The sequence below is a fragment of the Paenibacillus sp. NPDC057967 genome (assembly GCF_042887015.1).
Lineage (GTDB): Bacteria > Bacillota > Bacilli > Paenibacillales > Paenibacillaceae > Pristimantibacillus.
In genome coordinates this window covers 528,843-553,733 of record NZ_JBHVQB010000001.1, presented here as the reverse complement: position 1 = coordinate 553,733, position 24,891 = coordinate 528,843, and the positions used below count along the sequence as shown (strand labels likewise).

Genomic DNA, 24,891 nt, shown 5'->3' with positions numbered 1-24,891 from the left:
TTAAATATGATAGATGTGTTGCTGAAAATTTATAACGCACCAGGGGATGACCAATAATCGGCGAGGAGTGTGATACGAAGTGACAGAAGGGAACAATGCCTTCGTAGTTGGCGGTAAAAGCTTCACGGCTGTCGCCATTAACTGTGCGGCGAAGGCCGGGGAATGGATCATGACCAAGCTGGGCAATTACGCCAGCCTTGAAATAAAATATTCAGAGCATGACCTTGTCACCGAAGTGGACAAGGGTTCGGAGCGGCTCATTCGGAAGCTGATCGGCACGCACTTCCCCCATCATTCGTTTCTGGGGGAGGAAGGCTGCGAGCCAGGGCCGGAAGCCTCCGCCAAGGCGCTGGAGGAAGCCAGCGACTCGGAGTACTTATGGATCGTAGATCCCATTGACGGTACAACGAATTTCGTGCACGGGTTTCCGTTCTTCTGCGTGTCTATCGCGCTTGCCTATCGCGGGGACATTATCGTCGGCGTCGTCTACGATCCCGTGAGGGATGAGCTGTTTGTCGCCGAGAAGGGCAAGGGAGCCTACGTGCATGGCAGACGCATGCAGGTATCGACGGATCGGACACTAAAGGAGAGCCTGATTGCAACGGGATTCCCTGCGGATCGGAATGACGCGCTGCCGATTAATTTGCGGGGAATCAACGAGCTTGCTCCGCAAGTGCGCAATCTGAGACTCGCCGGATCGGCTGCGTTGCATCTTGCTTATGTTGCTGCTGGGCGGCTAAGCGGATTTTGGGAGATTGGACTGAACAGCTGGGATATGGCAGCCGGTGTGCTGCTTATTCAGGAGTCAGGCGGGATTGTGACCAATACGAAGGGCGATTCCTATTCGCTTGCCGTGCGCAACGTGGCAGCGAGCAACGGCCACTTCCATGAAGAGCTGCTGACGGCGTTGGACAGAGCAGGAGCGACAGGGTAAGGATGATTCAAGGACCGGATAGGAGGCAGGAGAGATGAACACACAATGGATCAAGCTTGGGGCTGCAGCGATGACGCTGGCGATTGTGATAGCGGGATGCAGCCGGACGGACGCGCCGTCTGAGGAGAACGGTCCATCGCCATCAACTGCTGCGGAGCAACCCTCATCAGGCAATTCCAACGGTGAACAACCTGCGCCATCCGAACCCGCAGGAGAACCTTCGCCCCCAGCAGCCCACAATGGCACGGTCAGCGCCGGCTTGCGTATTCCATGGTCGATTGCCTTCCATGGGAATGAAATCTATATGAGCGAGCGGGAAGGCAACATCGTCCAAGTGAAGGACGGCGATATCGACCGTCAGACGGTCCGCCTGGGCAAGGCTGTCCACCACGAGGGCGAGGGCGGATTTCTGGGCTTGTTGCTGGCACCGGATTTTCAAGAGTCCGGACTAGCCTATGCCTACCATACGTATCGCGGACCGGAGGGGACGCTGAACCGTGTCGTTCTGCTGAAGAAGGAAGGTTCGGAGTGGGCCGAGGAGAGAGCGCTGCTGGAAGGCATTCCGGGCGATCTGTATCATAATGGCGGACGGATGGCCTTTGGTCCCGACGGCATGCTGTACGTAACGACGGGCGACGCGCAGGAGCAGGCGCTGTCTCAGGACAAGGATAGCCTCGCAGGGAAAATCCTCCGCTTGGCGCCAGATAGCAGTGTGCCTGACGATAATCCGATTCCAGGCTCATACGTGTATTCATACGGCCATCGCAATCCGCAAGGATTGGCGTGGACAAAGGATGGCGTTATGTACAGCACAGAGCATGGGCCGTCGGGACGACCCGGCGGACATGACGAGATTAACCGGATTGAGCCGATTGGCAACTACGGCTGGCCTGTCGTCATTGGCGATGACAATCGGGAAGGCATGATTGCACCGCTCTACCATACAGGAGACGAGGCGATCGCGCCGTCTGGCACAATCATTGATGATCAAGGAAGGTTGCTCATAGCAGGCCTTCGCGGCGAGGCGATTTATCGCTATACGCCCCAGAGCGGCGAGATGGAAATCATTCATAAGGGTGAAGGCCGGATACGCGACCTGGTGCTGAAGGACGGGACTCTTTATTTTATTACAAATAACCGCGACGGACGCGGTTCGCCTGGCAGCACGGATGACCGCTTGATCGCAATACCCTATGAATAGCTTCGATATAGGAAAGGGAGGCAATGCCGCTTAAAGCAGCATTGCCTCCCTTTTGTATTGGATTTAAGCGTGTTACGACTCAATCATTTTATACATGAAGATGTCGTCAACGTAACGGCCGTTCATATAAAATTCCTCAACCAATCTGCCCTGTACTTGAAATCCACATTTCTCATAAAAGGCAATAGCGGACGTATTCGTCGAGAGTACGCGAAGCGACAGCTTGCGCTTGCCGTGTTGCTTCGCCCAATTATAGGCAGCATCGAGCAGCACTCTCCCGGCGCCGATACCTCGGAACCGGGAATCGACACCAATAGCCAGCTCGACAACATGGTTGTTCGATTCCAGCTTGGTCGGTTGCTTAAGACTCACATAGCCGCACAGCTGACTATTGCATATCGCTACAATCTCGGAGCCGGGCGAATGATATTGGGCGTATTCCTCCGCACTGTCCCAGTGAATCGGGACAGGGGACGTATCATCATTCCAGAGCCCATTGTTCAGCTCCGCCAGTGCAGCGAAATCGCCGGCTTCCGATAAGCGGGTGGTGACATTCATGATGGATGCTGCTCCTCTCTTATAGATGAGTTTCTTATAATGTGAGTTGAACAACCTCTTATAGGGATGCCATGGCGTGATTAGCGGCTTCAATTGTAGCTTCAATGTCCGCTTCCGTATGAGCGGTCGTCAGGAACCAGGCCTCGTATTTGGAAGGGGCGAGATTAATGCCCTGATCCAGCATGAGGCGGAAGAACTTGCCGAATCTCTCGCCGTCGGTATCCTGCGCTTCGTCGTAATTCGTAACGGGATGATCGCAGAAGTGGGCGGAGAAGGAGCCTCTAATTTGGTTGACCGTAAGCGGGATGCGGTTCTTCTTGGCTGCGGCATGAAGGCCTTTGGCCAGCTTCGAGGCGAGTCCTTCCATCCGGTCGTAGATGCCCGGCTCTTGCAGTACCTCCAGGCAGGCGATGCCCGCTGCGATGGACGCGGGATTGCCCGCCATCGTGCCCGCTTGATATGCAGGGCCGAGCGGAGCAACCTGCTCCATAATGTGGCGGCGTCCGCCGTAAGCGCCGATTGGCAGGCCGCCTCCGATGATTTTGCCCAGTGCCGTCAAGTCCGGCTCAATCGCTGCATGGTCGGGAAATGCCTGATAGGTCTGAGATGAACCATAGTGGAAGCGGAATGCGCTGATGACCTCGTCATAGATGACCAGCGCTCCAGCTTCACGAGTCAGCTTGCACAGACCCTCCAGGAAGCCTTCATGCGGCATGACCATGCCGAAGTTGCCGACAATCGGCTCCACCATAACGGCTGCCGTGTCGGCGCCCCAGCGCTGGAGCGCCTCTTCAAGCGCTGTCAGATCGTTGAACGGCACCGTAATGACCTCATGGGCGATGCTGGCCGGGATGCCTGCGCTGTCCGGAATGCCAAGCGTGGAAGGCCCCGAGCCTGCGGCTACCAATACGAGGTCGCTATGGCCGTGGTAGCAGCCCGCGAATTTAATGATTTTGTTGCGTTTGGTATAAGCTCTGGCTACGCGAATCGTCGTCATGACGGCCTCTGTGCCGGAGTTCACGAAGCGGACCTTGTCCATCGACGGGATGGCTTCCTTCAGCATGCGGGCGAGCTTGATCTCCAGCTCCGTCGGCGTGCCGTACAGCGTACCGTTCTGTGCGGCGCGTACGATAGCTTCTGTAATATGGGGATGGGCATGGCCGGTAATGATAGGGCCGTATGCTGCCAAATAATCAATATAGCGGTTATCGTCCACATCCCAGAAATAAGCGCCTTCGGCACGCTTCATGAAGACGGGAGCGCCTCCGCCTACGGCCTTGAATGAACGGGAAGGGCTGTTCACGCCTCCTACAATATGCTGCAGAGCCTCTTCATAGAGAGTCTCAGAGGTTGGTCTATGCTTCGACATGTCTATCATTCCTTTCTATCATACAAGCTTGCTTAGCTATCTTCATAAAGGTGAATTACGGGCATCGCGGATCTGCATGGTGCAACAATCCGTCTCCGTGTCCGCTTGTCCAACCTTATTAGTGTAACCGAATCGGGGAAAGAGAAAAAGAGCACCCTATGTGCTCTTTCTCCATGGAGTTATACGTTAGCTGCGGCTACTCGTGCTGCCAGTGCTTCCCGACACGCCTCCGCCGCTTGACGAGCCGCTGGAATTGCTGGCGTTCGGGTCAGGCGACTCCGATGGAACCGGAATCGTCTCGTCGGTGGAGAGAATCTCTTGAACGAATCCCAGCAGCGCATCCTTGTCGCGAACGCCGATGACGGATGCTCCGCCGACGTTCATCTCTTGCACTAGCTCCATTGGCGGGATTTGCGCCGTGCCGCCGACGTGGCTGTCGACACCAAGCTGGCCCAGCTTGAGCATATCGGAGACGCTCAGGTTTGTCTCGATGTAAGGGGAGACGCTCTCCAGTATGTCTTTCATCCGAATCAGGTTCCAGGTGGATTGAAGCTCCTTGGCGACTGCCTTCAGGAAGTTGCGCTGACGCTCGGTCCGCGTATAGTCGCTCATGGCGTCATGACGGAAGCGGACGTATTGGAGCGCTTTGTCGCCGTCCAGCAGCTGGTATCCTTTTTTCAGATTGATATCGTAGCGGTTTTTGTCCGCATTGTCTGTGTAGCGCATGTCCTTCTCAACCTCGAAGTAGATGCCTCCGATCGTATCGATGAGAGACTTGAACCCTTCAAAGTCGGTGTAGACATAATATTGAATTTCCAGGCCGAGCAGTTCGCCGACAGTCTTCATCGCCAGCGATGGTCCGCCGACCGTAATAGCAGAGTTGATGCGGCCTCTGTAGCCCTCAATCTCGCCATACGTATCCCGCAGGACGGAGAACAGATGGGCTTTTTTTGTAACCGGATCAAAGGATGCGACCAGTATGGAATCGGAGCGGGCAATTTCGCCTTCCTCAGCGTCGCGAGCATCGCCTCCGAGAAGCATGATGTTTACACGCTCTTTGCCTTCCCATTTGGGAATCTCGACTGTTTTGTCCGGCTCTATGCCCTTGAATATCGAGTCTTCAGGTTTCTTCTGGAAGTTGTCCAGCTCTTTGATAATACCGGCACCCCATACGGCAGCGGCGGCAATTATAAGCAGCACAACGACCGAGAGAGTTATCCAAACCCATTTCCATTTCTTTTTGCCTTTGTTGCTTGACCGTGTACGCATTGCGTTCGTTGGTCTCCTTTCACTCTACGCCGATTAGAATTGTTCCTTATCCGATGTTGTCCGACTGTATGAATGGAACATATCCGCACCCTTGAATGGAATTGATGGATCGGTTCAGCACAGTTTACGCATCGAGATAACTGATGTATGATTACATATCATAAAATTATAAAGCTCAGGACCAACCTGATGCAAGTTTTATCAAATAGGGAACAATATAGTCGCTATTTCCCAGGAAATGTCGAGCCGAGAGGAGCTGTTAACAGTATGCTGGCGATAGACGTCAAGGATCTGCGCAAAGATTTTCAGGTGCAAAAAAACCGCGAAGGCTTGTCTGGCGCGCTCAAAGATCTGTTTAAACGTGAGTATAGAGAAGTAAGGGCCGTAAAGGATATTTCATTCCAGATTCCGCAAGGCGAGATCTGCGGCTACATAGGGGAGAACGGAGCGGGCAAGTCGACAACGATCAAGATGCTTACCGGGATTCTGGTCCCGACAGCAGGCGAGTTGAAGGTGAACGGCTTCGTTCCCTATAGGGATCGAGAAAAGTTCGTGAACGGCATCGGCGTCGTATTCGGACAACGTTCGCAGTTATGGTGGGATATTGGCGTGATCGAATCGTTCCGGTTGCTTCGCAAGGTGTACAGAGTGCCGGAAGCCGACTTCCGCAAGCGGCTTGACAATTTGGTGGAACGTCTGCAATTGGGCGATCTGCTCAATCGTCCTGTCCGGAAGCTGAGCCTCGGACAGCGGATGCGCTGTGAGCTAGTGGCATCGCTGCTGCATAATCCGTCTATCCTGTTTCTGGACGAGCCGACAATCGGTCTCGACATCGTAGTGAAGACGGAAATTCGGGACTTCCTGATGCAGATGAACAAAGAGGAAGGCACGACCATTCTGCTTACCACCCATGATTTGCAGGATATTGAAGCGTTATGCTCACGGGTTATTATGCTGGATGACGGCCGGGTTATCTATGACGGCGGGTTGGACGAGCTGAAGACGAAGTGGAGCAAAGGACGGGAAATCCAGTTCCAATTCGCCAAGCATACGCCGATCGCGAAGCTGAAGCAATTGACGGAAGGCATCAACGTGGGCTGGACGATCGAGAACGACGTAACGGCCAAGCTGTTCGTACCGCATGAAGTAAGCGTATCGGATGCGATGGCAAGAGTTGTTGGCGGAGCGGATATTCGCGATATTAAAATTTTCGAGACGAACACGGATGAAATTGTCAGGGGCATCTATCAATCGGGCTCGGCGGATGTCGCCAAGAAGGAAGTCGCTACATCATGATGAGCGCGTACGCCGATTTTATCCGAATCCGGTTCCTGATGATGCTAGCCTACCGGGTTAATTATTATAGCGGCATTATTATTTATGCCATTAATATTGGCGCGTACTACTTCCTGTGGCAGGCGATCTATGGAAGCCAGGATACGCTGGCGGGGTTCACCGTGCCGCAGATGACGACTTATATTGCGGTATCGTGGATGGCGCGGGCATTTTACTTCAACAACCTGGATCGCGAGATTGCCAATGAGATCAGGGATGGCAGCGTAGCCGTGCAGTTGATCCGTCCCTATAACTATTTGTTTGTGAAAATGATGCAGGGCTTCGGAGAAGGGCTGTTCCGGCTGCTGCTCTTTATGGTGCCGGGCCTCTTCATCGTCTGTCTGATCTTTCCGGTGTCACTGCCGACTGATCCGAAGGTATGGCTGATCTATCTCGTCATGCTGTTCTTCAGCTTTCTGATTAACTCCCAGATCAACATCATGACCGGCCTGTTCGCTTTCTTCGTGGAAAATAACGAAGGCATGATGCGGATGAAGCGCGTTATGGTTGATCTGTTCTCCGGCGTAGTGGTGCCGATTGCGTTTTTCCCCGGCTGGCTTTCCGGCATTATGGAATGGCTGCCCTTCCAGGCGATCACGTATTTGCCAAGCTCCTTCTTCACAGGCAGAACGCCGCTTGAGGAGGCGGGAAGCGTCATGCTGCTGCAGCTGTTCTGGTTCCTGCTGCTGCTTATTCCGATCTGGCTGACATGGCGTGCGGCGCGCAAGCGGCTGTTCGTGCAAGGAGGGTAACTTAAAACGTGAGATATGCATCGTTATTTTGGGAATATATTAAAAACTACGCCAAAACCCGGCTTACCTACCGGGCCGACTTCTGGATTGAGGTTATCTCCGACCTGCTGTTCCAGGGGATGAATCTGATCTTTATTCTAATCGTGTTCCAGCATACGGCATCGCTCGGCGGATGGTCGGAGCTGGAGGTGGTCTTCGTCTACGGCTTCTTCATGATCCCGTATGGCATCTTCGGTACGCTGTTCAGCATCTGGAACTTCAGTGAGCGCTACATCGTAAAGGGAGAGATGGACAGGGTACTCACCCGGCCGGCGCATAGCTTGTTCCAGGTGCTGTTCGAGAATGTCGATCCGCCTTCGCTGATTGGCTCCTTCGTTGGCGCGGGGATTATGGCGTATTGCTGGTCACAGATGGGGCTGCCGTTCAGCATAATGGATTTGGTTATGCTGTTCTTGTTCATCATTGGCGCGGTTTTGATCTACGCAGGCTTGTACACGGCGCTGAACGCGATCTCATTCTATAGCGACGCACCGACAGGGATCGTTCCGCTGATGTACAACATTCAGAACTATGGCCGCTATCCCGTTAACATTTACAATAAAATCATCCGCTTTATGCTGACCTGGCTGCTGCCATTCGCTTTCGTCGGCGTCATTCCGGCTTCCTACTTCCTGGAGCAGAAGAGCGACGATATCTCCCAGCTGGCACTGCTTACGCCGGTGATGGGTCTGATCGTATTCGGATTGGGACTGGCCTTCTGGAATCATGGCGTGAAGCGGTATCGCGGAGCGGGTTCATAGGAATAAGGAAGGAGAGCATGCAATGACACTTGAAGTGGGGAAAAAAGCGCCAAAGTTCAAGCTGCAGGCTTCGAACGGAGAGACGGTATCCCTGATGGAGCTGAGAGGGCGCAATGTGGTGATCTTTTTCTACCCGAAGGATATGACGGCGACTTGTACGGTACAGGCATGCGATATGAGGGATGTCTATTCCGAGTTCGTGGATGCCAATACGGTGGTGCTTGGCATAAGCGGGGACAGCATCAAGTCGCATCAAAACTTTGTTGCCAAGAAAGAGCTGCCTTACTTGCTGCTGGCCGATGAGGATCATAAGGTATGCGAGAAATACGACGTATGGCAGTTGAAGAAGCTGTACGGCAGAGAGTATATGGGCATCGTCCGCTCCACATTCCTGATCGACGCCAAAGGCAAGCTCGTCCGCGAGTGGCGCAAGGTCAAGGTGAAGGGGCATGCGCAGGAAGTGCTGGAGGCGGCGCGGAGTTTGAATAAGTAAACCAGTGAGCTGCGCGGAGCATGAACGAGTAAGCCTGCTGTAGTAATTCTTCACGACAGCTGGCAGCAAGCGAGTGAAAAAAGAGCGAGATCGACGTTGAAAAAGCGTCGAATCTCGCTCTTTTTGTTTAGTAAGTAGTATGAGGGTGGACACGTTTGGAGTAGGGGACGAATGCTTGTTGGATGCGGCGGTTGGGCATGGTCGTGGAGTAAGTCGGCGGGACCGACTTAGATGCTCCGGTGGAGCGGTAGAGTGTGGAGTAAGTCGGTGGGACCGACTTAGATGCTCTGGTGGAGCGGTAGAATGGGGAGTAAGTCGGTGGGACCGACTTAGATGCTCAGATGGAGCGGTAGAGTGTGGAGTAAGTCGGTGGGACCGACTTAGATGCTCCGGTGGAGCGGTAGAGTGTGGAGTAAGTCGGTGAGAGCGACTTAGATGCTCCGGTAGCGCGGTAGAGTGTGGAGTAAGTCGGTGAGAGCGACTTAGATGCTCCGTTGGAGCGGCAGAGTGTGGAATAGGTCGGTGGGACCGACTTAGATGCTCCGGTAGCACGGTAGAGTGTGGAGTAAGTCGGTGAGACCGACTTAGATGCTCCGGTGGAGCGGCAGAGTGTGGAGTAAGTCGGTGAGACCGACTTAGATGCTCCGGTAGCGCGGTAGAGTGTGGAGTAAGTCGGTGAGAGCGACTTATTTAACCAACTAAATAATAGAGTGAGGAAATAAGTCATCGAGAGTGGATTAGACGAATGAGTAGGGTGAAGTGACTTTTGAAACAAGTCTAACAACGGCGCATAAGCGCTGAAGAATGAGCCTCGGAAGAGGCTTTTGGCGTTGGTATGAAATTAATATTTAGTGGCATTTACTAGAGGCTTGTTTCATATACTCTATCAATTCGAATAAGAACCATTTTGATGATAGAGAAGGGTGGAAATGACGATGCGGCGAGTAGTGAAGGCATCTATTTGTGCGGCGGTATTTTGGTTTGGCGTGATGGAGTTTGGAGGCGGTCTACTGTACAAAGGTGAAGCGGCGCGCAGCCTGGAGCAGACAAGCTATGTTCAGACCGTGTCCCATCAATATGAAGCCCGTCCGTTGCTAGGAGAACCGGCAGAAGGTGGAGCTAAAGAGAATCCGGAGCCAGCTGCGGCTAAAAACGGGGAAGAACTAGAACAGGCTGCGGTACAAGCGGGCAAGAAGCAGAATAACCAAAACAACGCACAAGAGAAAGGATCTACTGGAAACGGGAATGATGATAAGTCGACACAGAATAATAACGAGGATAAGCGAGACGACAACGTCGGCAAATCAGCGGAAGCCAGCTCCGGTAATTCAGTAGAAGCCAACTCGGGGAATGCGGGGCACAGCAACAGTGAGCAGACGGAGGATGGCAACGGTGAAAAGACGAGTCAAAGCACCAATGGCACGGCAGGTGAGGGAGAAGGCATCAAGCTTGTCTCTCAAACGGCCGGTCAGCCGTCAGAGCCGCTGAGCCCGCCGAAGAATAAGGTTGTCTATCTAACGATTGATGACGGGCCGAGTAAGTATACACCGGAGGTGCTGGATATTTTGCAGCGCGAAGGGGTGAAAGCGACGTTTTTTGCCCTTGGTGAGCAGGTGGAGCGCAATCCCGATATTGCCAAACGAATCGTAGACGAAGGTCATACGATCGGCAATCATACTTACAATCATAAATATGAGAAGCTGTACGGCAGCTTTGCTGAATTTGCGAAACAAATCATGCGTACCGACGATGCAATCTATGCGGCGACAGGTGTGCGGACGACTTTGGTGCGGGCGCCTGGAGGAACCTATTCGAATTTTGACCAAGGTTACTTTGATGCGCTGGGGGCGGCGGGATACCGCGTGCATGACTGGAATGTGGACAGCGGAGACTCCAAGCGCAGGGGTGTTCCGGCTGCGGAGATTATTGCCAACATTAAAAAATCCAAGCTGGCCGACACGCTGAATGTCCTCATCCATGACAGTGCGGGACATGAAGCGTCCGTCAAAGCGCTGCCTGCCATTATTCATTACTATAAAAATTTGGGGTACACATTCGAGCCCCTCGATGATAGCGTGAAGCCGATCCAATTCCAGCTGGCTAGCAAGTCGAAGTGGGCAAGGGGAAAAGTGTCGGAAGGGGAGAAAGCGGCCATTATCCAGTTCGGCAAAGCGCTGGATGCTAGCGGAGCACGCCAGCAGTCAGCTGATAGAGAGCCTGCACTAGTTGTACATCGCGGTGAGGCTTCGCTTGTTTTGAAGGCAGGGCAATATCGTCTTGTAGCAGGTTCTATCCATGTGCCGCTGAAAGAATTGGTGGAATGGATGGGAGGCGCTGCGGAGCGGGATGAGCAATCCGGTGTTGTAGAAGCGAGTCTGTCTGGGAAATCGCTGTTCTGGATGATGGATTCATGGCCGCCGTCTGAAGATGCGGACGCTCATCTCGATGTGCCTCTGCGTGCCACGCTTGGCGAATTCGGCATTGATATCGAAGACTATACGATGACGAAGGATCGCCGTGAGGTTTGGATCAAAGAGTAGTGATAGAGGGGAAAGCTGGCTATTTAACGGGCAAAGTGGGAATCTAGCAGGTCTAAAGGGTGATAAAGCTGGCGACACTGAAAAATAGATAGATTTATTTTTCAGGAGGAGAGAGTGTATGATCACTTCCCATTTATATGAAGGTCACGAGGGTCCGCAATCGGAGCATGCCAGGCATTGGGCTGAGCCGCCGCAGACGCTGCTGCGCAGGCTGCTGCTCAAGGTAGATTCGGTGCTGCTGGGCAAGCAGGATACGATTAAGCATACGCTGACGGCATTGCTGGCAGGCGGGCATGTGCTGCTGGAGGATGTGCCGGGTGTGGGCAAAACGATGCTGGCGGGAGCTTTTGCTCGTGCGGTTGGCGGTGAATTCAAACGGATACAGTTCACATCCGATATGCTGCCTGCGGATGTCATCGGCGGGGTGGTGCTGGATGCGCGAACCCAGGACTTGGTCTACAGACCGGGGCCCATTATGGCCAATGTGGTGTTGATTGACGAGATCAACCGTGCTTCTTCACGTACGCAATCGGCGCTGCTGGAGGCGATGGAGGAACGCAGGGTGACGATTGAAGGGAAAACAAGAAGACTTCCTGTACCCTTTATGCTCATTGCCACCCAAAATCCGCTTAGCTTCGAAGGTACGAGCAGTCTGCCTGAAGCGCAGCTTGACCGTTTTATGATGAGATTATCGATTGGTTATCCCGGTGTTGAGCATGAGCAGCGTATGCTGGAGCAATATGCCGATGGCAAAAGACTGGAGCCGGAGAGGCTGCGCCCGGTTGTTGCCGTCCAGGAATGGCTGCAAATGCAGGCGGAAGCAAGACAAGTCCATGTGCATCCAGCGCTTATGCGTTATATGGTTGCGATTGGCGAGGCGACAAGAAGATCGCCGGATGTCCTGCTCGGGCTAAGTCCGCGAGCGCTCAGGGATTGGCTGCGTGCATCGCAGGCGCATGCCTATGTAGAGGGAAGAGGGTATGTCATTCCTGATGATGTGCTGACCGTGTCAGAGCCGGTGCTGGCTCATCGCATCGCATTGCGGACAGGTTCCCCGCGCCAAGGAGGAAGCGCTGCTGCGCTGATCCGCCGTGTGACAAGAGAGACGCCATTTCCGAAGGAAGCGACAGCCGGTTCCGGAAGAGGGAGACGGGTATGACAGGCCGGAGTCGCTATCGCACGAGATGGGCGGCATGGTCGGTCCTGTTCGCCGGGCTGTTATGCGCAGGAGTTGCAGTTGTCGCAAGAGGCGGAGCAGTGGAATGGTTTATGTTCGTTTTGCTGGCTGGCATAGGAGTTATTAGCGCCGGTCTGCCGATAGCGGCAGCCAAAAGCGTAGTGCTGAAGCGCACGGTATCGGAGACAGAGATAGAAGCTGGTGAATCCGTTCAAGTCACGCTCAGCCTCGAGAGCAAGTGGCGCGTACCGGTGGTGTGGATCGCAATTAAAGAGACGGTCAGCAATGCGAGCGCGCTTAATAATCGCTCCATTCCGTATACAACCGTGTTGTCGCCAATGCTTGGCAAATCGTCTGTGATACACTACTCGCTTGAAGAACTGGCTCGTGGTGTCCACCGTTTCGGAACTGTGACGGTAACATGCGGAGACCTGTTCGGACTGACTGCAATCCGCAAAGAAATAGAATGGGAGACGGAATTGGTGGTGCTGCCAACGCTTCCGGAAAACGATGGATCAAGTCCATTTCAGACAACGGGCCGTCGGCAGCCAGACTCATCTGCTTATGCCTTGTCCGCAAACCTCGTCAGCGAGGGGACAGATGCGTATGCGGAGCTGCTCGGCAAAGCTGGGCTTGGACCGGACAGCCGTCCGTACCGCGAAGGGGATTCACTTCGGCATCTGGACTTCAGAGCTGCCGCGCGAGGCCGCGGTCTGTATACGAAGCTGCATGATGGCGACGAGAGCAGGACAGAGCGGTTTGTGTGGATGGATCAATTTGCCGCGCCTTATGGCAAAGACAGCCGGCTGTTCGATGCTTGCATCAGTTGGACGCTGCTGGATGTTCAGCGGAGCTCGGAAGCGGGCGGTTCCGTCATGCTTTATGCAAATGAATGGACCTATCCTCTAACGGGAGCCTCTGGCTCGGAGCAATGGATGCGAATATCGGAGCTGAGACATATGCTTGCCCGATTGACCCCTTCAGATACGCAACAGGAATGGTCGGGTCTGGCTGAGCTTGAGGATGAACGATATAAGGGTGAACGGATGCTCACCGTCTATTCTGCTGACTGGCAAAATGCGGGTCGCTGGTTGAAGCTTGCGGAACAGGCTGGCGGATACGGATTCAAGCTCGAGCTGTATGGGGTAACGAGAAGCGCCGTTCCTTCGTTTGCGATGCGGGAGACTGGTCGATTGCTGGAGGCTGGCGGCATCCGCTGCTATTGGCTGCATGCGGCGCAAAGCAAGGAAGCATGGGCTTCCGCCGGTAAGGGGGAGGACGCCTATGCTTTGGGATAAGGAAGATGGCCGCATGACAGCGGAGGATTCACTGTTCTACCGAATGATTACGAGTCTGCTGCTGTTCGGCTTGCTGGCGGAATGGCTGCTGCCGTGGACGAGCGCGGGAGAGTGGCCGGTGCTCTATCAGCCTGTGCCTTTGCTTGCAGTGATTGGATGTATATTGGCGGCAGGTATTTTCCGTATTAGTGGCATTTGGTCGGTAGTGGTGCATGCGATATTGATTCTCCTTACTTTGATGTGGCTGTTCAAAGGTGATAGTCAGACAACGGTGCAATGGTTGCTGGGATTCCCCGTCCTGATCGCCGAGCAGATTACGATGATTGTCAAAAGCGGGCTGTGGACCATGTCGGGAGAGCTTCGAACATTGATGTTGTTCGTAGGCTGGGCGATGCTTGCGCCCGCGCTTCAGGCATTGATCTGGCTGCGGCAGGCTGCGCTCGGCATCGCTGCGCTCTCGATGCTTTATTTGCTGGCGCTGTATGCATGGCTTGGCATGGATGTGCTGGACGGTTTAATCCGCGTAGCGGTTGAAGGGCTGCTGCTGGCAGCCATCGTATCGGTGCCGCGGGCAAGACGGATTCTGGACGCAGGCCTGGATCGTTTGAAGCAGGTGGAGGGCAAGTGGCTTGCGGGCTCCTTGTTCACACTGCTTATTCTTGTAGGGATTGCCCTATTAGCCGCTGGGGGCAAGGAGCGGACGATGGAACCCGCGCGCTGGACATCCTCGGTGACGGAACGGCTGGAGCGCGGAATCGCTTCGCTGAGCCGTGAAGGGGGAAGCGTTACAACGCTGCGGGGGATGAATGCTTCTGCGCTGGGCAGCGGCCTGACCGGCTACGGCTTTGACGATACGACGCTTGGCGGAGCGATCAGCGATCATCCGGCTGTTGTATTCTGGGGCTATTCACCTCTTAGCACCTATTGGAGAGGCGAGGCGAAGGCGGTCTATGACGGCAGAGGCTGGAGCAATGCCGATACCGAGCTCGGACTGCTGCCTGTCCGTATGCAAGAACACGGATTGGGCGTTAACGCGACCACTGACAGCCAAACAGGCTCTAATTCAAGCAAGGCGGATGACGGCATTATCTCGCAAACGATCATCTGGGAGCGACCGATTCCAGCGATGCCGATCTTCATGTCGGGGACGAATGGACGTGTGACGGAGCTTATAGCTTCCGACCCGCGCCGCAAATTGAGCAGCTATGCATTTAACGAAAAGCTGGATGCGCTATATGCACAGTCCGACATGATAAGGCTGGAGCAATATACGGTACAAAGCCGCTTGCCGGTAACGGATGCGGCAACATTAAGGACGCTGGAGCCCGACTCCGAGGTGGCGCAAGGACAAGCGGGCGATGCGAAGGGCTGGACAGAGGAGGAGCTAGCTCCATTCCTGCAGCTGCCGGATACGCTGCCGGGCCGCGTCCGCGCTCTGGCTGCGGAAATCGCGGGTGGCGGCGTGACGAGCCGATACGATCGGGTGAAGGCGATCGAGCAGTATTTGAAGGATACGTACCGCTATTCCAAATCGGAAAGTCAGATTCCGCCTGCCGGTGCGGATTTTGTGGATCATTTTCTGTTCGAGCAGAAGAGCGGGTATTGCGTACATTTCTCTACGGCGATGGTCGTGATGCTGCGCTCGGAGGGGATACCGGCGAGATGGGTCAAAGGCTTTGGTCCGGGCACGCCGGTGAGCGAAGAGAATGTCCGCAAAGCAAGCAGCAGCGCTGCCAAGCACGCGACCCAGCTCTATGAAGTGCGGAGCACGGACGCCCACGCCTGGGTGGAAGTATACTTCCCCGGAGCGGGCTGGGTGCCGTTCGATCCGACGCCGGGTTATGACGGCGTCGCCGGGCTGGCTTCCGCCGCCGGAGTTGTCGGCGGCGATGTTCTGTCAGCGGCGGCGGGTCATGGCGCCGCTGGCGGAAGCGCTGCGGCAGGCGCGGGCAACGCCTCGCTGGCCGAGCGCCTGGAGACGGCTGCGGAGAGAGCCGCCGCAGCCGTCTCCCGCGGAGCGCGCGCCGCCATGGATGCGGCGGCGCAAGCTTGGACCCGCGCAGCGGAGGCGCCGCTTGCGGCCGCCGCTGCGGTGTTGGCGGCACTGGCGCTAGCCGCCGCCGTGCTCGTTGGCGCGCAGCGCCAGCGGCTGCGCCTGCTGCTGGCGCTTAGGCGCTATCGCGCGGCAAGCGCCCAGGTTGCGGCGCTCGCCAGCGCGGCGCCTCGGGATGTTGCCGTTGCAGATTCAACGGCAACAATGAAAGACGTTGGCTCGGGCATCGCCGCTGCAACAAGGCATGATTTCGAATCCGAGCAAGGTTCACCACGGAAAGATTCTGGCGCAGGCTTTTCAGCAACTAAAAAAGCAGTTGCAGATACACCAGAGGATCAACCCGGCCTCGGACCGCGTCGTCCAAAAACGGCCATCGCGGCCATGGCAGCCGTGGAGTGGCAGCGCAGCAGCTTGATCGACGTAGCGGAAGCTGTGCTAGAGCTGCTGTGGCAGAAGCGAAAGTCTTCTCCTAAGTATAGGGAAGAGCTGGAACAGATTACGGAAGCGATCACGATTCGGGAGCTAGTTCGATTTTTTAGCTCGCGGATGGATGCGGAGTTGGGCCGTGAGCTGGACAAATTATCAAAGTGGTTGGAAGCAGCAAGCTTCGGAGCCCCTGGACAGCTAGCCGATATGCCGAGTAATGAGGAATTACGAAGCGTCTGTACGAAGCTCTCCGCGTGGAAGGATTCCAGGCATAGCAAGAAGCAAGCTGCGCCTCTGCTCCCCGGTGATGCTCAACCATAGGCATTCAATGACTGTCCCCTCAAGTTGGATTTGAGGGGACAGTTTTTTGTGAGGACAGAAGGGAAGGTAGTTGACTAGCACAAGCTGTGTGTTTTGTATCGATTGTATCTGAGTGCTGCTATAATTTGGAGAGAAAGAGCTCATAGTAAGGAGTAGGGTTTCTAGAAAATGCTAAATGACCAAAACAGGCGAAAAGGCAGAAATAGCAGTGTCACAAACCACTAAATGACCAAAAGAGACACAAAGCCCGAAATAGCCTTGCCAAAAACCACTAAATGCCCAAAACAGGCGAAAAGCCCGAAATAGCAGTACCACAAACCACTACATAACCAAACCTGACCAAATGACCGAAAAAAGCCCCTTTTAACAGCAGCTAGCCCGCGTGAAAAAGGGCGTATTCCACCAATCTCCGATACTACTGGATTCACAAATTAAGGATGAATCCCTTGAAATGGGAATCTCATTCTACGCAATCTGGTGTGCGAACCGAGATGGCAGGCTTTATCGCCTTGACTCCCTTGAAGGGCCTTATATATAATTACTACATCAATTGAGGGAGGCTCGGTAATGACGAAGCAAAATGAAATGATCGTTGTCCTTGATTTTGGAGGACAATACAACCAGCTGATTGCACGCCGTATTCGCGATTTGGGCGTATATAGCGAGCTGCTGCCTTACAACACGTCGGTAGAACGGATCCGTGAATTGCAGCCCAAAGGCATTGTGTTCTCGGGAGGACCGGCAAGCGTATACGAAGAAAATTCTCCACTCGTCGATCCGGCGATTTATGATCTGAACATTCCGATCTTCGGAATCTGCTACGGCATGCAAATGATGTCCCATCAGCTGAACGGCAAAGTCGAGCGCGCTGGCAAGCGTGAATACGGCAAAGCGGAAGTGGAATTTGTAGAGGGCAGCCACATCGCTCATGGTCTTGACCGTGTTCAAACGGTATGGATGAGCCATAGCGATTTGGTTATCGAGCCGCCTGCAGGCTTCAACATAGATGCCAGCACGGAGCACGCTCCGATTGCAGGCATGAGCAACGCGGACCGCAAGCTGTACGCGGTGCAATTCCATCCGGAAGTGCGTCACTCCCAATTCGGCAATGAGATGATCCGCAACTTTCTTTATAACGTTTGCGATTGCGACGGCAACTGGACGATGGAATCCTTCATCGAAGACACGATCCAAGACATTCGTAACCAAGTTGGCGACAAAAAAGTGCTTTGCGCGCTTTCCGGCGGCGTAGACTCTTCGGTTGTGGCGATCTTGCTTCATAAAGCAATCGGCGATCAGCTTACTTGCATGTTCATTGACCATGGCCTTCTCCGCAAAGGCGAGGCTGAGGGCGTAATGGAAACGTTCGTTGGCAAGTTCGATATGAAGGTACTGAAAATCGATGCCCAAGAACGCTTCCTCGGCAAGCTGAAAGGCGTCGACGATCCAGAGCAAAAACGTAAAATTATTGGCAACGAGTTCATCTATGTGTTCCAAGAAGAATCGGACAAGCTGGACGATTTCGAATTCTTGGCGCAAGGTACGCTGTATACGGATATCGTAGAGAGCGGCACAGCAACGGCACAAACGATCAAATCGCATCACAACGTAGGCGGATTGCCTGAAGATATCAAGTTCAAGCTGGTTGAGCCTTTGAAGGCTCTGTTCAAGGACGAGGTTCGCAAAGTTGGCGAAGAGTGCGGATTGCCTGAAGCTATCGTATGGCGTCAGCCGTTCCCAGGTCCGGGTCTGGCGATTCGCGTACTTGGTGAAGTGACGGAAGAGAAGCTGCTCATCGTACGCGAATCCGATGCGATTCTGCGTGACGAGATTGCCAAAGCGGGACTTGACCGCGAGATCTGGCAATACTTCACGGCTCTGCCGAACATGAAGAGCGTAGGCGTTATGGGTGATGCGCGTACGTATTCCTATACGGTTGGCATCCGCGCCGTAACATCCATCGATGGCATGACAGCGGACTGGGCTCGTATTCCTTGGGACGTGCTGGAGAAAATCTCCGTACGTATCGTCAATGAAGTCGACAACGTCAACCGCATCGTGTACGACGTAACATCGAAGCCGCCAGCAACAATCGAGTGGGAGTGATTTGGGAGTTTTTCAATTGATTATTGACTGAGAATCCTTGCTGTATAAGGGGTCTCAGTCAACGATTGAAAATCTTATTTCATTCGCCTGCAACTATTGGTCTTCAAAAATTACTCTCTTTTATTTGTGTTATTTAACAAATGAAAGGGAGTTTTTTATGTCGATAATCAATGAGTTGATTGATGATTTAAGATGAATCAAGAAATCCAAGGCAGAAGAAAAGGAAGATATCTCAGGTTGCATGTATAGATTTCATCGTTGGATGGAGTTTACTAAGGAGGAGCTAGATATTGAGGAAGCGGAAGAAGTGACTTCAATGCATATTATGAAGTACATTTCTAAGCGGACATGCGAGTGCTGAGATGATTTCAAGGTATAGTATGCCAAGTGAGGAAGATAGACAAAAAGCTTTAGATCGTATATTTAAAGATTAGCCACCTGTATAGGTGGCTAAGATGGAAGAGGAATCCACGTGTTGTTTTTTAAACGCGGGTTTCTCATTTTTTTTGAGTTTGCTTTGAAGCAACACAGAAGAAAAATTTTCTGTATCAGACAAAGGATTAGATATTGATTCCTAGGCTAGTCTATATTTTGCCCAGCTAATCTCATTAATCCAAACAAAAGAGGACAAGCTATTTAAGCTTATCCCCACCTACTTATAACTTTATGTTATTAAAGATAGAAAGTATTCCCATCACTAAGGTGTATAAAAAGCACTGTAAATATAATTTTGGGAAAAGGAAGAATCATAGGGTTTGTAAATTTTTCCTTGACTAGTTACTTTCAAGTAATATCTTTCTCCAGCATTCACGTATCTCGAAGTGTGCAAACCTGAATATAAAACGTTATAGCTACTGTCTAGTAATTGCGTATTCAATCCGATGGAATTAATACCTGGCCCATAGTATACCATAAATTCTACGTATCCTGACTTAGGGGCATAAAATTCATGATAGTTAGTATAAGTATGATCCGATAACGTACCCTGTAGTATCATTGAACTTGGATTATAATCCGATATCTGATTATATGTAGTAGTAGTATAAGCATTGATGACCCCAGCTGAAAACAGAATACTAAATAATAAAGCAGTGATAAGTGCTGAAACAGTAACTTTCCTTTTCATAATCATTAACCCTCCTTAGTTTTTGTTTACACGTAATATTCTTGCGCAATAAATCAACATGGCAATTATGGCTAATTTATGTATTAATCTGAAATTATAGAACTATTTATCTTGTGGTTCAATCCAAATATCTTTGAAATCAATCCAAAAAAGAATTGATAAATTCAGGTCAGATTGACAACGTCAACCGTATCGTCTACGACGTAACTTCGAAACCACCAGCAACTATTGAGTGGGAATAGATTGGGAATATTTAATACCAAATCGCTTAGAGGCCTTGATACATAAGGCTTCTAAGCGATGATGGTGTTGAAAGTTCAAGGTCACCTACAACAAAAAAGTGCCAAAAATGACTCTCTTTTATCTGTGTTTTTTACCAGATAGAAGGGAGTTTTTTTATGACCAAAATGAAGGAATGGCTTCAGGATTTCAAGCTCAATCGAGGAATAGCTATCCAGAATTTGATTGTTCGCAGTAATAAAATGTCTTTTTATGTTCGAAAAAGTGTGTTATGGTGAAAACGAACAAAAACAAACCATATCGGTTCGCTTATCGTTCAACCGCACCGGTATGAATCTAAGGAGGCTATTCCGAATGGAAGTCCGTCATACTACTAATCCTACTGACGTCAAACCGTACACAACCGAACGCTTGCGCCAAGAGTTTCTTGTTGAAGGGCTGTTTGAGCCTAATAAAATCAACATGGTATATTCCCATTATGATCGCCTGATCGTCGGCGGCGCGTCCCCGGTTGGCGAAGCGCTGAGGCTGGAAGATCAGGAAACGCTGAAGACCGAATATTTCCTGGAGCGCCGTGAAGTCGGATTGCTGCACATTGGCGGCGGCGTTGCGGTTATTACCGTAGACGGCGAAGCTTATGAGCTTTCGAAGCTTGACGTGCTTTATGTCGGCAAAGGCAAGCAAGACGTGCAGATCGCCAGCAAGGACAAAAACGATCCAGCGAAAGTGTATATCGTATCCGCCAATGCTCATGCTGAGTATCCGACCCGCAAAATGACGGCAGAAGAAGCGAATCCCACACATCTGGGCTCGCTGGAAACGTCCAACGAGCGCGTCCTGAACAAATACATTCATGCCGACGGCATCCAAAGCTGCCAGCTGATGCTTGGCGTGACGACGTTGAAGCCGGGAAGCATCTGGAACACGATGCCGACTCACGTGCATGACCGCCGTATGGAAGCATACCTATATTTCGACCTGAGTGAAGAAGCTCGCATATTCCATATGATGGGCGAGCCTAGCGAAACGAGACATTTGGTCGTAGCGAACGAGCAAGCTGTTATTTCTCCGCCTTGGTCGATCCACTCCGGCGCAGGTACGAGCAACTACGCGTTCTGCTGGGCGATGGCCGGTGAGAACTACACGTTCTCGGATCAAGAATTCATCTCGATGAAAGACTTGAAATAAGCGCCGATGCTTGCAGCGGAACGCCATCGGCATATTATCGAGCAGTTGGAGCAGCTGGGCAGCGTCAAGGTGTCCAAGCTTAGTGAGCAATTCAACGTTACGGAAAAGACGGTCCGCGAGGACCTTGAGAAACTGGAAGAAAAGGGACTGCTTCGCCGGATTCACGGCGGGGCAGTCTTGGAATCGGGAGGGGAAGACAGCCTTCTCCCGCTCCAAATTCCGAACGTGAAGTACCAGAAGGAGAAGGCGGCGATTGCAGATAAAGCGATCGCGGAGATCGAAGAGGGCGACATCATCGCCCTCGATGCCGGCAGCACCACGCTTGAGATTGCTAGGCGCCTTGGCAATATGCCGCTTACGGTACTGACGAACGATCTGCTTATTATCAGAGAGCTGACGGTTAAAGACCAGATCCGGCTTATCGTTCCCGGCGGCTACCGCCAGAATAATCTGCTGATCGGGACGGAGGCGAATGAATGGATTCGCAAGCTGAACGTTCACAAGCTGTTTCTGTCAGCGACCGGAATCCACTTGGAGTACGGCTTGACGATTTTTACGGAAGAACTGGCCGCTTTGAAAAAAGTGTACATGGAATGTGCGAAGACCGTGTATTGCCTGGCCGACCATAGCAAGTTCGACCGGGGAGCGCTTATTACGTTCGCCGAATTGGGCGATATTGATACGATCATTACGGATGCGGCGATTGACGAGTCTGTTGCGCTTAAATACGAGAATGCAGGCGTCCGCATGGTGCGTGCGTAGCAAATGAGGGAGGACTAGATTCATGAATTATTTTGACCTGACGGGCAAAGTTGCCGTCGTAACGGGCGCGGGCCGCGGGCTAGGCGCAGCGATTGCGGTCGGGCTTGCGCAAGCGGGCGCGGAACTTGCGCTTGTAACGAATAGCACGCCGGCCGAAGAGACGGCCAGCAAGGTGCACGAGCTTGGACGCAAAGCGATTACGATCCAAGCGGATGTATCGGACCGCAGCCAGTTGTCGGGCATTATCGACAAGACGGTTGAGGAATTCGGCCGTATCGATATTCTGGTGAACAATGCAGGCATCATTCGCCGTACGCCTGCCGCTGAGCACAGCTACAAGGATTGGGAGGATGTTCTGAATGTCAATCTGAACTCTGTCTTCGTCTTAAGCCAGGAAGCAGGCAAGCGGATGATCGCACAAGGCTCCGGCAAAATCATCAATATCGCATCGATGCTGTCGTTCCAAGGCGGCATCAACGTGCCGGGCTACACAGCGAGCAAGCACGCGGTTGTCGGCCTTACGAAGCAGATGGGCAACGAATGGGCGTCGAAAGGCGTACAGGTGAATGCGATTGCTCCGGGCTATATGGCCACGGACAATACGGAAGCGCTGCGCGATGACCCGGTTCGCAGCACTCAAATTTTGGAGCGCATTCCTGCCGGACGCTGGGGAACCGGCGAAGATTTGGCGGGCGCGGCTATTTTCCTTGCTTCCTCGGCATCCGACTACATGAGCGGCCATGTGCTTTGCGTAGACGGCGGCTGGATGAACCGTTAATTTTCATAATCAGAGCAGTCGGTCGAAAGGATGGCTCTGTCAATCAAAGGCTGCTTCATCGCGATTTCGGATCGTGATGAAGCAGCCTGTTTCGGTTGGCGCGATAAGGGGGGGCATAATATTTACTCCTTATCTCAATGAGATAGAGAAGCTATAATCATCTTAACTTTTTGTTATTTCATTGTGGGAGGAATCATTAAATGACAGCTAACCTACCAAAGACAGCAAAGGTTGAGAAGCAGGAGCGTTTTCAAGGCAACAACAATAAATCATTTTATGAGAAGGCATTGCAGGATGTTATTCAGCAAGTGGAGCGTAATCTAGCCTTATTCACAGATCAATTTCCGTCAGCACACTCTGTCGACCTTCAGTATCAGCCTGTCAAAAATGCGGATTTGGCCTATTATTCGGATTGGACCTCTTCCTTCTGGACCGGCATGGTTTGGTTGGCCTATGAGCTTACAACTGAGGATAAATACGCAGAGGTGGCGCAGAAGCATGTGGATAGCTTCCAAGAGCGTTTAGTCACTAGAGATATATTGAATCATCATGATATTGGTTTTTTATATAGCTTATCTTGTGTGGCTGGCTATAAATTAGCAGCGGATGAGAAGTCCAAGCATATTGCTCTTGATGCGGCGAAGCTGCTGGCGATGAGATTTAGAGAGAAATCAGGCATTATACAGGTTCGCGGTTATTTAGAAGATGATACGCATAAGGAAAAGGGTGTATTTATTGTCGATTGCGCCATGAATGTTCCGCTGCTGTTCTGGGCCGCCGAAGTAACAGGCGATCAAACCTATTATGAGAAAGCCAAACGGCATATGGATAATGTGGCCCGACATATGATCCGTGAGGATGGAGCCATCTATCAGATGTTTAGACTCGATATTGATACGGGTGAAGCATTAGGAGGCTGGACTGGACAAGGCTATGCGGATGAAGCTTGCTGGTCTAGAGGCCAAGCTTGGGCGATGTATGGTTTGCCATTAGCTTATCGTTATACGAAGGATATGGCATACATCGAGCAAGCCAAAGCAACAGCCAATTACTTCTTGAATCATTTGCCAGAGGATTTAATCTGCAACTGGGATCTAGTGTTTTTACAACAGGACGGGCAGCGTGATACTTCCGCCGCAGCTATTGCTGCATGCGGCTTGCTAGAATTAGCGTATCATTTGCCAGTCTTAGATAGTGATCGTCATTTGTATGAAGAAGCAGCGTTAGCTATATTGACATCATTAACAGAGAACTATGTGATCAAGGAAAGACAAGAGGGCACAGGGATATTGGCACATGGCGTATATAGTCTGCCTATTGATCTTGGTGTGGATGAATGTACGATTTGGGGAGATTACTTCTATATGGAGGCTTTAATCAGGGTGCTGAAGGATTGGAATCCGTACTGGTAAACAAGCAGCTAGAGGAAGGACAGTTCTTGGAGTAAGGAATGTCCTTCCTTATAGCGGTATTTAGTTGAAATAAGAAATGGAATTAAAAATTTGCAGCTCGTTAACTAATTTTACGATTTCCTTGGTACGATTCTTATTAAATTTACGCAAAATACTATTTACTTGCTTTTTGATGGTTTCCTCTTCAACAGATCTGAGCAGAGCAATCTGCCGGCGGTTTCTGTTCTGGCACAGCAGCTTCAGCACCTCTAGCTCACTAGCTGTTAGAGTGGAGATGATATTCAAGGTATTCATCAGCAAGGATTCATGATTTTTAGACCGCACTAGCTCGTTACGTAGCTTCTTGGCAATCATGGGACGTATGGGTGAATCGTCTCGATAGGCTGCAATAATCCCCTCGACAATCTCCTCCTCAGGAAATGACTTGATGATATAATCCACGATGCCTGTCTTAAAGGCTGCGAATACAATATTATCGTCCTCATGAACCGTTAATAAGATGATTTTCGTATGAGGATAGCTGATATGAATTTTATTGGCCGCTTCGATGCCCGCATATTTACTTTCCATTTCAATATCCATCAATATAATGTCGGGAACTTCCTGTTCCACCTTAGCAATCGTGGCTGCACCGCTGTCTACGGAAGCAAGTAAAGTCATATTAGGCTGCTTCGTAATAATTCTTTCAAGCCTTCTGCGATGCGCATCCATATCATCAGAAATAATTAATTTAATATTCTCCATAAAGTCTCA

Annotated in this window: 20 protein-coding genes and 1 pseudogene; 16 read left to right on the top strand and 5 right to left on the bottom strand. The window is 52.0% G+C overall.

The window, feature by feature from the left end; all coding sequences use genetic code 11:
- The first annotated feature begins 79 nt into the window (after positions 1–79).
- The gene (locus ACFVSO_RS02285) at positions 80–934 is read left to right on the top strand and encodes an inositol monophosphatase family protein (protein WP_387469664.1); all 855 of its coding nucleotides are present in this window, start codon (positions 80–82) and stop codon (positions 932–934) included.
- Between the two features lie 34 nt (positions 935–968).
- Positions 969–2,135 (top strand): PQQ-dependent sugar dehydrogenase, encoded by a 1,167-nt coding sequence (locus tag ACFVSO_RS02280; protein WP_387469662.1) that lies wholly within the window; start codon positions 969–971, stop codon positions 2,133–2,135.
- Positions 2,136–2,207: 72 nt separating this feature from the next.
- On the opposite strand, the gene ACFVSO_RS02275 is transcribed toward ACFVSO_RS02280, so the two are convergent.
- The 3 genes from ACFVSO_RS02275 to ACFVSO_RS02265 all read right to left on the bottom strand — a co-directional run bounded on the left by ACFVSO_RS02275 (position 2,208) and on the right by ACFVSO_RS02265 (position 5,331).
- A complete protein-coding gene (locus tag ACFVSO_RS02275) occupies positions 2,208–2,693 on the bottom strand; it encodes a GNAT family N-acetyltransferase (protein ID WP_387469660.1) in 486 nt (161 codons plus the stop codon).
- A 58-nt stretch (positions 2,694–2,751) separates the two neighbouring features.
- On the bottom strand, positions 2,752–4,062 hold the full coding sequence (locus ACFVSO_RS02270) for a glutamate-1-semialdehyde 2,1-aminomutase (RefSeq protein WP_387469657.1): 1,311 nt from the start codon (positions 4,060–4,062) through the stop codon (positions 2,752–2,754).
- Between the two features lie 186 nt (positions 4,063–4,248).
- Entirely contained in the window at positions 4,249–5,331 is a 1,083-nt protein-coding gene (locus tag ACFVSO_RS02265; RefSeq protein ID WP_387469654.1) for an LCP family protein, read from the bottom strand.
- 267 nt (positions 5,332–5,598) lie between these two features.
- Between ACFVSO_RS02265 and ACFVSO_RS02260 the strand changes: the two genes are divergently transcribed.
- The 9 genes from ACFVSO_RS02260 to guaA all read left to right on the top strand — a co-directional run bounded on the left by ACFVSO_RS02260 (position 5,599) and on the right by guaA (position 18,632).
- Entirely contained in the window at positions 5,599–6,627 is a 1,029-nt protein-coding gene (locus ACFVSO_RS02260) for an ABC transporter ATP-binding protein (RefSeq protein WP_387469651.1), read from the top strand.
- On the top strand, positions 6,624–7,418 hold the full coding sequence (locus tag ACFVSO_RS02255; protein ID WP_387469648.1) for an ABC transporter permease: 795 nt from the start codon (positions 6,624–6,626) through the stop codon (positions 7,416–7,418). The genes ACFVSO_RS02260 and ACFVSO_RS02255 overlap by 4 nt, the downstream gene beginning before the upstream one ends.
- A gap of 8 nt (positions 7,419–7,426) precedes the next feature.
- Positions 7,427–8,218, top strand: coding sequence for an ABC transporter permease (locus ACFVSO_RS02250; protein WP_387469646.1), 792 nt, complete (start codon positions 7,427–7,429; stop codon positions 8,216–8,218).
- Between the two features lie 22 nt (positions 8,219–8,240).
- Positions 8,241–8,711, top strand: a complete 471-nt coding sequence (bcp, locus tag ACFVSO_RS02245) for a thioredoxin-dependent thiol peroxidase (RefSeq protein WP_387469644.1) — start codon at positions 8,241–8,243, stop codon at positions 8,709–8,711.
- A gap of 929 nt (positions 8,712–9,640) precedes the next feature.
- Entirely contained in the window at positions 9,641–11,251 is a 1,611-nt protein-coding gene (locus ACFVSO_RS02240; RefSeq protein WP_387469641.1) for a polysaccharide deacetylase family protein, read from the top strand.
- Positions 11,252–11,369: 118 nt separating this feature from the next.
- Positions 11,370–12,410, top strand: a complete 1,041-nt coding sequence (locus ACFVSO_RS02235; protein WP_387469638.1) for an AAA family ATPase — start codon at positions 11,370–11,372, stop codon at positions 12,408–12,410.
- Positions 12,407–13,726, top strand: a complete 1,320-nt coding sequence (locus tag ACFVSO_RS02230) for a DUF58 domain-containing protein (RefSeq protein WP_387469635.1) — start codon at positions 12,407–12,409, stop codon at positions 13,724–13,726. Before ACFVSO_RS02235 ends, ACFVSO_RS02230 begins: the two co-directional genes overlap by 4 nt.
- Positions 13,713–16,526, top strand: a complete 2,814-nt coding sequence (locus ACFVSO_RS02225; RefSeq protein ID WP_387469633.1) for a transglutaminase-like domain-containing protein — start codon at positions 13,713–13,715, stop codon at positions 16,524–16,526. Before ACFVSO_RS02230 ends, ACFVSO_RS02225 begins: the two co-directional genes overlap by 14 nt.
- A gap of 567 nt (positions 16,527–17,093) precedes the next feature.
- Positions 17,094–18,632 (top strand): glutamine-hydrolyzing GMP synthase, encoded by a 1,539-nt coding sequence (gene guaA / locus ACFVSO_RS02220; RefSeq protein ID WP_387469630.1) that lies wholly within the window; start codon positions 17,094–17,096, stop codon positions 18,630–18,632.
- 697 nt (positions 18,633–19,329) lie between these two features.
- Here guaA and ACFVSO_RS02215 read toward each other — a convergent pair.
- A complete protein-coding gene (locus tag ACFVSO_RS02215) occupies positions 19,330–19,758 on the bottom strand; it encodes a hypothetical protein (RefSeq protein ID WP_387469628.1) in 429 nt (142 codons plus the stop codon).
- Positions 19,759–19,928: 170 nt separating this feature from the next.
- Between ACFVSO_RS02215 and ACFVSO_RS02210 the strand changes: the two are divergent.
- The 5 genes and pseudogenes from ACFVSO_RS02210 to ACFVSO_RS02190 all read left to right on the top strand — a co-directional run.
- Positions 19,929–20,000 (top strand): annotated as a pseudogene (locus tag ACFVSO_RS02210) (GMP synthase (glutamine-hydrolyzing)); the annotation flags it as partial.
- Positions 20,001–20,352: 352 nt separating this feature from the next.
- Positions 20,353–21,186 carry a 5-dehydro-4-deoxy-D-glucuronate isomerase gene (kduI, locus tag ACFVSO_RS02205; RefSeq protein WP_387469626.1) on the top strand — a complete coding sequence of 278 codons (834 nt, stop codon included), beginning with the start codon at positions 20,353–20,355 and terminating at the stop codon, positions 21,184–21,186.
- Positions 21,187–21,192: 6 nt separating this feature from the next.
- The gene (locus ACFVSO_RS02200) at positions 21,193–21,948 is read left to right on the top strand and encodes a DeoR/GlpR family DNA-binding transcription regulator (RefSeq protein ID WP_387469624.1); all 756 of its coding nucleotides are present in this window, start codon (positions 21,193–21,195) and stop codon (positions 21,946–21,948) included.
- A gap of 22 nt (positions 21,949–21,970) precedes the next feature.
- Positions 21,971–22,726, top strand: a complete 756-nt coding sequence (kduD, locus tag ACFVSO_RS02195) for a 2-dehydro-3-deoxy-D-gluconate 5-dehydrogenase KduD (RefSeq protein ID WP_387469621.1) — start codon at positions 21,971–21,973, stop codon at positions 22,724–22,726.
- Positions 22,727–22,926: 200 nt separating this feature from the next.
- Positions 22,927–24,138, top strand: coding sequence for a glycoside hydrolase family 88 protein (locus ACFVSO_RS02190; RefSeq protein WP_387469619.1), 1,212 nt, complete (start codon positions 22,927–22,929; stop codon positions 24,136–24,138).
- Between the two features lie 60 nt (positions 24,139–24,198).
- Here ACFVSO_RS02190 and ACFVSO_RS02185 read toward each other — a convergent pair whose 3' ends face one another.
- The gene (locus ACFVSO_RS02185) at positions 24,199–24,882 is read right to left on the bottom strand and encodes a response regulator (RefSeq protein ID WP_387469617.1); all 684 of its coding nucleotides are present in this window, start codon (positions 24,880–24,882) and stop codon (positions 24,199–24,201) included.
- Positions 24,883–24,891 lie beyond the last annotated feature (9 nt).